The 6,876-nt window shown below is 72.8% G+C and carries 5 protein-coding genes; all 5 read right to left on the bottom strand.

The features are described from left to right. A partial coding sequence (locus tag VH969_RS20460; RefSeq protein WP_331976582.1) for a diguanylate cyclase domain-containing protein occupies positions 1-1,718 on the bottom strand: 1,718 nt, incomplete at its 3' end. 295 nt (positions 1,719-2,013) lie between these two features. Further along, the gene (pucD, locus tag VH969_RS20455) at positions 2,014-4,311 is read right to left on the bottom strand and encodes a xanthine dehydrogenase subunit D (RefSeq protein WP_331976580.1); all 2,298 of its coding nucleotides are present in this window, start codon (positions 4,309-4,311) and stop codon (positions 2,014-2,016) included. Further along, positions 4,308-5,663 (bottom strand): 8-oxoguanine deaminase, encoded by a 1,356-nt coding sequence (locus tag VH969_RS20450; RefSeq protein ID WP_331976578.1) that lies wholly within the window; start codon positions 5,661-5,663, stop codon positions 4,308-4,310. The genes pucD and VH969_RS20450 overlap by 4 nt, the downstream gene beginning before the upstream one ends. Further along, positions 5,660-6,139: a (2Fe-2S)-binding protein gene (locus VH969_RS20445; RefSeq protein WP_331976576.1), complete on the bottom strand. Its 480-nt coding sequence runs from the start codon at positions 6,137-6,139 to the stop codon at positions 5,660-5,662. Before VH969_RS20445 ends, VH969_RS20450 begins: the two co-directional genes overlap by 4 nt. A gap of 8 nt (positions 6,140-6,147) precedes the next feature. Beyond that, a partial coding sequence (locus VH969_RS20440; protein ID WP_331976574.1) for an FAD binding domain-containing protein occupies positions 6,148-6,876 on the bottom strand: 729 nt, incomplete at its 5' end.

The raw sequence follows: 6,876 nt of genomic DNA, 5'->3' as shown, positions 1-6,876 counted from the left end.
GCCTGCACGGGCATGCCGAGCTGCAGCTGGTCGGGCTCGAGCGAGGCGTCGGCGAGCACGGCCCGCACGGTCGACACGAGGTCGGGGTCGCCGGCCAGCTCGCGCGACAGCTCGACGTACAGCTTCGGCAGCCCGCCGTCGAAGCGGTCGGTCCACGTACGCAACTGGGCGCAGGCCCGGCTGAGCATCCAGCGGCCGATCGGCAGCGACAGACCGGTGTCGGCCAGCGCCTCCAGGCAGCGGGCGTGGTCCAGCGGCCCGAGCGTGGCGTGCTCCCAGTGCAGCAGCGCCTGCACGGCGACGATGCTCTTGTCCCCCACCGCGACCAGCGGCTGGTAGTCGATGGCGATCTCGCCGGTCTCCCACGCGCCGGGCATCGAGGCGGCGAGCGAGTAGCGCAGCCGGTCCTGCTCGTTGGCGTCCGCGTCGACCATGCCCCACTGGCGCCGGCCGGACTCCTTGAGCCGCTGCAGCGTGGTGTCGGTGGCGCGCAGCAGGTCGGCCGGCTGGGTGCCCTCGCCCGGCAGGTGCGCCACCGCGATCGTGGCGGTGGCCGCGATGCCCTCCCCGCCGACGTACACCGGCTCGGCGAGCTCGTCGTTGATGCGCGTGGCGATGCTGCCGATCGGCGGCGTGCTCAACGTGTTCACCAGCAGCACGCCGAACTCGTCGCCGTCGAAGCGCGCGATCGTCGCCCGCTCGCCCTCGAACACCTGGCGCAGCTTCGTGGCGACGGCATGCAGCAGCCGGTCCCCGACGTCGCGGCCGAGGCCGTTGTTGATCGCGCGGAAGTCGTCCAGGTCCAGGTGGAAGACGGTCAGGCCCTCGACCTTCTCCTTGCCGCGCAGCGACTCCTCGAGCAGCCCGAGGAAGCGGTGCCGGTTGACGAGCCCGGTCAGCGGGTCGTGGATCGCCTGGAACTGCAGCTGGTTTTCGAGGAAGTGCTTGTCCGACACGTCCTCGGCGGAGGTCACGTAGTAGCGCGGCGAGCCGTCCGGGTCGCGCAGCACCGAAGCGGACAGGAAGACCAGCGCCTCCTCGCCGTCCGCGCGCAGCAGCCGCCGCTGCTCGCGGAACGGGATCGCGTCCTCCTCCAGCAACACCTGGAAGCGCAGCCGCAGGTACTCCGCGTCCTCGGGATGGAACAGCTCCTCCAGCCGCTCCGCGGTGATGCGGCCGTGCCGGTGGTCGAGAATGTCGGCGAGCGCCCGGTTCGTGCGGATGAGCGAGCCGTCGAGGTTGCTGATCGCCATGCCGACCGACGAGGAGGAGAAGATCTCCTCGAACCGCGCCTCGCTGTCCTCCAGCGCGCGTTCGGCGTTCTCCCGCGCGGAGATCAGCGCGAGCGTCAGCGCCTCCTGCTCGTCGAACTGCCGGCGGCGCATGCCCTCACCGAACCCGCGCGCCAGCGCGCCGGTGAGGCGTGCGAGCTTGCCGAGGGCGTCGGCGACGCGGGCGCGCTCGGTCAGCTGCGGCATCCCGGCCACCAGCACCTCGATCGAGCACTGCGCGCACTCGGGGCTCGTCAGCCCGAGGTTCACGAGCTCCCGCGCGACTCCGACAGCGGGCTCCGGCGTGAACGGGTCGGCCGTCCACGCGCGCACGAGGTCGTCGAGCGCCGCGGTCAGCCCATGCTCGATCTCCTGGCGCGACCGCGCGATGTAGATGACCTGAGCCAGCGCTTCCGCCCAGTCGCTGACCAGCTCAGATCTATCCACCGGAGCCATCCCTAGGCCTGGTCATCCACTCGTCCTTCTCCGGTGACGACGCTGGTTGACGCTACCAGCGACGCACGAAGGCGCTCAGCGCCCAAACGGGCACCGAGGCCTTCGCAGACCACCACCCTAGGTGGTAGGAGCTAGACCGAACGGGTGAACTACTGCCAGTACCGCAACTTGCTCGTACGGTGGCCGCCAGTGATCGACATGTGCTCCGATTTCCGTTTCCCCCAACAAATGGCGGAACGGCCCACCGACGGCTTCCGCCGCTTGTCCCGCACCGCGGCGGATCGCCTCAGCCGACGATGTGCTCCGGGCGGACGGGCACCCGGGTAAGCGCAATCCCGGTCGCCGCCCGGATGGCCGCCACGATCGCCGGTGTGGACGAGAGCGTCGGCGGCTCGCCGACGCCGCGGAGTCCGTACGGGGCATGGGGATCGGCGCGCTCGAGGACGTCGATGGGCATCGGCGGCATGTCCAGCACGGTCGGGATGAGATAGTCCGTGAACGACGGGTTGCGCACCACGCCGTCGACGACCTGGATCTCCTCCATCACCGCGAGACCGAGGCCCTGCGCGGACCCGCCCTGGATCTGGCCCACCACCGCGTCCGGGTTCATCGCCCGGCCGACGTCCTGCGCGCACGCCAGCTCCACGACCCGCACGAGGCCGAGCTCGACGTCCACATCGACAACCGCCCGGTGCGCGGCGAACGCGTACTGAACGTGCGCGAAACCCTGCCCCGTCAACGGGTCCACCGGATGGGTCGGCCGGTGCCGCCACTCGACAGTCCGCTCGACCGTGTCCGCGCCGAGCACCTCCACGAGGTCCGCGAGCACCTCCTGCGAGTCCGACACGACCTTGCCGCCCGCGAGCCCGACCGCGGCGACGCCGAAGCGGGTGGCGGCGAGCTGCAGCACAGCCTCGCGTACCTCCTCGCAAGCGGCCTTCACCGCGCCGCCGGTCACATAGCTCTGCCGCGAGGCCGAGCTCGACCCGGCGCTGCCCACGCTCGTGTCCGACGGCTGGATCACCACCCGCTGCACGCCGAGCTCGGTACGCGCGATCTGCGCCTGCAGCGTGACGAGTCCCTGGCCGACCTCCGCGGCCGCGGTGTGCACGGACACGACCGGCTCGCCGCCGATGACCGCCATGCGCACGCGTGCGGTCGAGTAGTCGTCGAACCCCTCGGAGAAGCCGACGTTCTTGATGCCCACGCCGTAGCCGACCCCGCGCACGACGCCCTCGCCGTGGGTCGTGTTCGACACGCCACCGGGCAGCTCGCGCAGGTCCCGCGGCCCGGTCGGCACGGCCGGCATCGGCCGGTTCCGCACCAGCGCCAGCAGCTCGGCGACCGGTGCGGCGGAATCCACGATCTGGCCGGTCGGCATGACCGAGCCCTCCGTGAGCGCGTTGCGGATCCGCACGTCGACCGGATGCATGCCGAGCGTTTCGGCGAGCTTGTCGAGCTGCGACTCGTACGCGAAGCACGCCTGCACCGCGCCGAACCCGCGCATCGCGCCGCACGGCGGATTGTTCGTATAGACGCCGTAGCAGTCGATCCGCACGTTCGGGATGCGGTACGGGCCGGCGCCGAGCGTGGCCGCGTTCCCGGTCACCGCCGACGTGGTCGACGCGTACGCGCCGCCGTCCAGGATGATCTCCGCCTTGACGTAGACGAGGTCGCCCTCGCGCGTGGCGCCGTGCTCGTAGCGCAGCACCGCGGGGTGGCGGTGCACGTGCCCGAAGAACGACTCCTCGCGGCCGTAGACGATCTTCACGGGCTTGCCCGTGCGCAGCGCCAGCAGGCACGCGTGGATCTGCATCGACAGGTCCTCGCGGGCGCCGAACGCCCCGCCCACGCCGGCCAGGTGCAGCCGGACCTTCTCTTCTGGCAGGTTCAGCGCGTGGGCGACCTGCCGCTGGTCGGCGTGCAGCCACTGGGTGGCGATGAACAGGTCGACGCCGCCGTCCTCGGCCGGCACGGCCATGCCCGACTCGGGGCCGAGGAACGCCTGGTCCTGCATGCCGACCGTGTACTCGCCGCGGACCACGACGTCCGCGGCCGGGTCCTCCTCGCCGTGGCGGATGCGCACGTGCCGCACGACGTTGCCGTCCGGGTGGGTCGGGTGCAGCACCGGCGCGTCCGGCCGCATCGCCGCCTCGGCGTCGGTGACCGGGTCGAGCACCTCGTAGTCGACGCGTACCCGCGCGGCCGCCCGGCGCGCGGTCTCCGGGTGGTCGGCGGCCACGATCGCCACCGGCTCGCCCTGGTAGCGCACCACGTTCTCGGCGAGCACCGGCTGGTCGGGGTGCTCGAGGCCGTAGATGTTGACCGGCACGTCCTCGTGGGTGAGCACCGCGTAGACGCCGGACACGGCGAGCGCGGGGCCGGTGTCGATGGCGCGGATGCGGGCGTGCGGGTGCGGGCTGCGCAGCGTGGCACCCCACAGCATCTCGTCGTGCCACATGTCGGAGGAGTAGGCGAACTCGCCCTTGACCTTGAGCGTACCGTCCGGCCGCTGCGGGCTGTCCCCGACCACGCCGGAGACGGTGCTCTCGAGCGGGGCGGCGCGGGTGGTCGATCCGGTCATCGCTTCACCTTCTCCAGCAGCGCCGCGCTCGCGGACCGCAGACCGACCGCGACGTCCACTTCGGACACACCACGCGGCACGCCGTCCTCGACGACCGGCTCGCCGCCGGCCAGCAGCAGGCGAAGTGGCGGCAGGGGGCCGAACACCAGGGCGGCGACCGGGTCGGCGATGCCGGCGTGCTCGACGCCGTCCACCCGCCACACCGCGAGGTCTGCCTGCTTGCCCGCCTCGAGCGAGCCGATCTCGTCCTGCCGGCCGAGGCAGCGCGCGCCACCCATCGTGGCGAGCCACAGCCCGTCCCGCGCGGTCGCCGTGCCGGGACCCTTCAGCTGGCGGGCCAGGTAGACCGCCTGGCGCAGCTCGACGCCGAGCCCGGCGTCCTCATTGGACGCGGCACCGTCCACGCCGAGGCCGACCGTGGCGCCGGCGTGCATGAGGTCCTGCACGCGCGCGATTCCCGCACCGAGCCGGGAGTTCGACGTCGGGCAGTGCGCGACGCCGGTGCCGGTCGCACCGACGCGTGCCACCGCGCCGTCGGAGAGGTGGATGGCGTGCGCGAGCCACACGTCGTCGCCGAGCCAGCCGGTCCGGTCGGCGTACTCCACCGGCGTGCAGCCGAGCTCGGCGAGGCACTGCTGCTCCTCGTCCACGGTCTCGGCGAGGTGGGTGTGCAGCCGCACGCCGCGAGCCCGCGCGAGGTCCGCGGCCTCGGACATCAGCTCGGTGCTCACGGTGAACGGCGAGCAGGGCCCGACCGCCACGCGCACGAACGAGCCCGGGGCCGGGTCGTGGTAGCGGTCGATCGCCTCGGCCGTGGCGGCGAGCGCCTCGTCCTTGTCCTCGACGACGGAGTCCGGCGGCAGGCCGCCCCGGGACTCGCCGCGGTCCATCGAGCCGCGGACCGCGTGCAGGCGGATACCGACCTGGCCCGCCGCCTCGACGATCGGGGCGAGCAGGTCGCCCGCGCCGCGGGGGAAGACGTAGTGGTGGTCGGCCGCGGTCGTGCAGCCGGTCTTCGCCAGGCGCGTCAGCCCGGCGAGTGCGGCGGCATGGGTGGTCTTGTCGTCGATGCCGGCCCAGATCGGGTACAGCTCGACGAGCCACTCGAAGAGCGTCGCCTGCTGGGCGAGCCCGCGGGTGGCCCACTGGTAGAGGTGGTGGTGGGTGTTGACCAGCCCGGGGGTGACGAGGCAGCCGGTGGCGTCGACGCGCCGGTCGGCCGCGCCCGCGGGAGCGGGGCCGGCCCCGACGGACTCGATCACGCCGTCGGCGACGACGACGTGGCCGGTGGTGTGCTCGGTGCCCGCCGCGTCCACCGTGGCGATCGCGGCGTGCTCGATGACGAGCCTCATGCGTGCTCACCGACCTTCGCGGCGGCGAGCCGGACCGCGTCGAGGATCTTCTCGTACCCCGTGCAGCGGCACAGGTTCCCGGCGAGCGCCTCGCGGATCTCCGCGTCGCTCGCGTCGGGCTTGCGGCGCACCAGGTCGTGCGCGGCGACGATCAGGCCGGGCGTGCAGAACCCGCACTGCACCGCGCCGGTGTCGACAAACGCCTGCTGCACCGGGTCGAGCGAGCCCGACTCGTCGTCGCTCAGCCCTTCGACGGTGCGCACTGACCGGCCCTGCGCCTGGCCGGCCGCGACCAGGCACGCGCAGACCGCGACGTCGTCCAGGTACACCGTGCACGAGCCGCACTCACCCTGCTCGCAGGCGTTCTTCGAGCCCGGCATGCCCATCCGCTCGCGCAGGACGTACAGCAGGCTCTCGCCCGGCCAGATGTCGTCGGCCTTCATCTCGTGGCCGTTGACGGTGAAGCTGAGGCGCATGGCGCTCGTCACCCCTCTCGGAATTCGTTCCAGGCCCAGAGCAGGGCGCGGCGGGCCATCACGGACAGGGCGTGCTGGCGGTACCGTGCGCTGCCGCGCACGTCGTCGATCGGCGCGGAGGCCGACGCCACGAGGTCGCCGAACCGGGTGGCCGCGGTGTCCGGAATCGGCTCCCGGGTGTCCCAGTAGCCGCCCGCGTCGAGGGCCTCGCCGATGTAATCCTCGGCGTCCCGGGCGCGTCGCGGCGTCGGCGCGGCGGAGCCGATGCCGGTGCCCACCCGGCGCGCGCCGGGATGCAACGCGAGCCCGAAGGCGGCCACCGCGATCACCATCGCGTTCCGGGTGCCGATCTTGCTGTACTGCTGCGGGCCGGTGGCGACCGGGATCAGCACGGCCCGGATCAGCTCGTCCGGCTCCAGCACACTGCGCTTCACCCCGGCGTAGAACGAGGCGACCGGTACCTGGCGGGCGCCGCGTACCGACTCGACCTCCACGACCGCGTCCGCGGCCAGCAGCGCCGGATGCGAGTCCCCGGCCGGCGACGCGGCGCCCAGGTTGCCGGCGACCGTGCCGCGGTTGCGGATCTGCGGCGACCCGACGGTTCGCGCGGCCATCGCGAGGCCGGGCAGCCGGTCGCCGAGTTCGGCGATCGTGCGGGTGTACGACACGCCGGCGCCCAGGCGCACCGTTCCGTTGGTCTGCTCCCACCGGGACAGCTCCTCGACCTGGTTGAGGTC

The organism is Actinophytocola sp., from assembly GCF_036555685.1.
Lineage (GTDB): Bacteria > Actinomycetota > Actinomycetes > Mycobacteriales > Pseudonocardiaceae > Actinophytocola.
Note: the sequence above shows the minus strand (reverse complement) of the source record. Positions and strands in the feature narration are given on the sequence as shown.

Excerpts from the sequence above, each read along its gene's own strand:
- pucD (WP_331976580.1), bottom strand. The coding sequence starts at position 4,311 with ATGACCGGATCGACCACCCGCGCCGCCCCGCTCGAGAGCACCGTCTCC.
- VH969_RS20450 (WP_331976578.1), bottom strand. The coding sequence starts at position 5,663 with ATGAGGCTCGTCATCGAGCACGCCGCGATCGCCACGGTGGACGCGGCG.
- VH969_RS20445 (WP_331976576.1), bottom strand. The coding sequence starts at position 6,139 with ATGCGCCTCAGCTTCACCGTCAACGGCCACGAGATGAAGGCCGACGAC.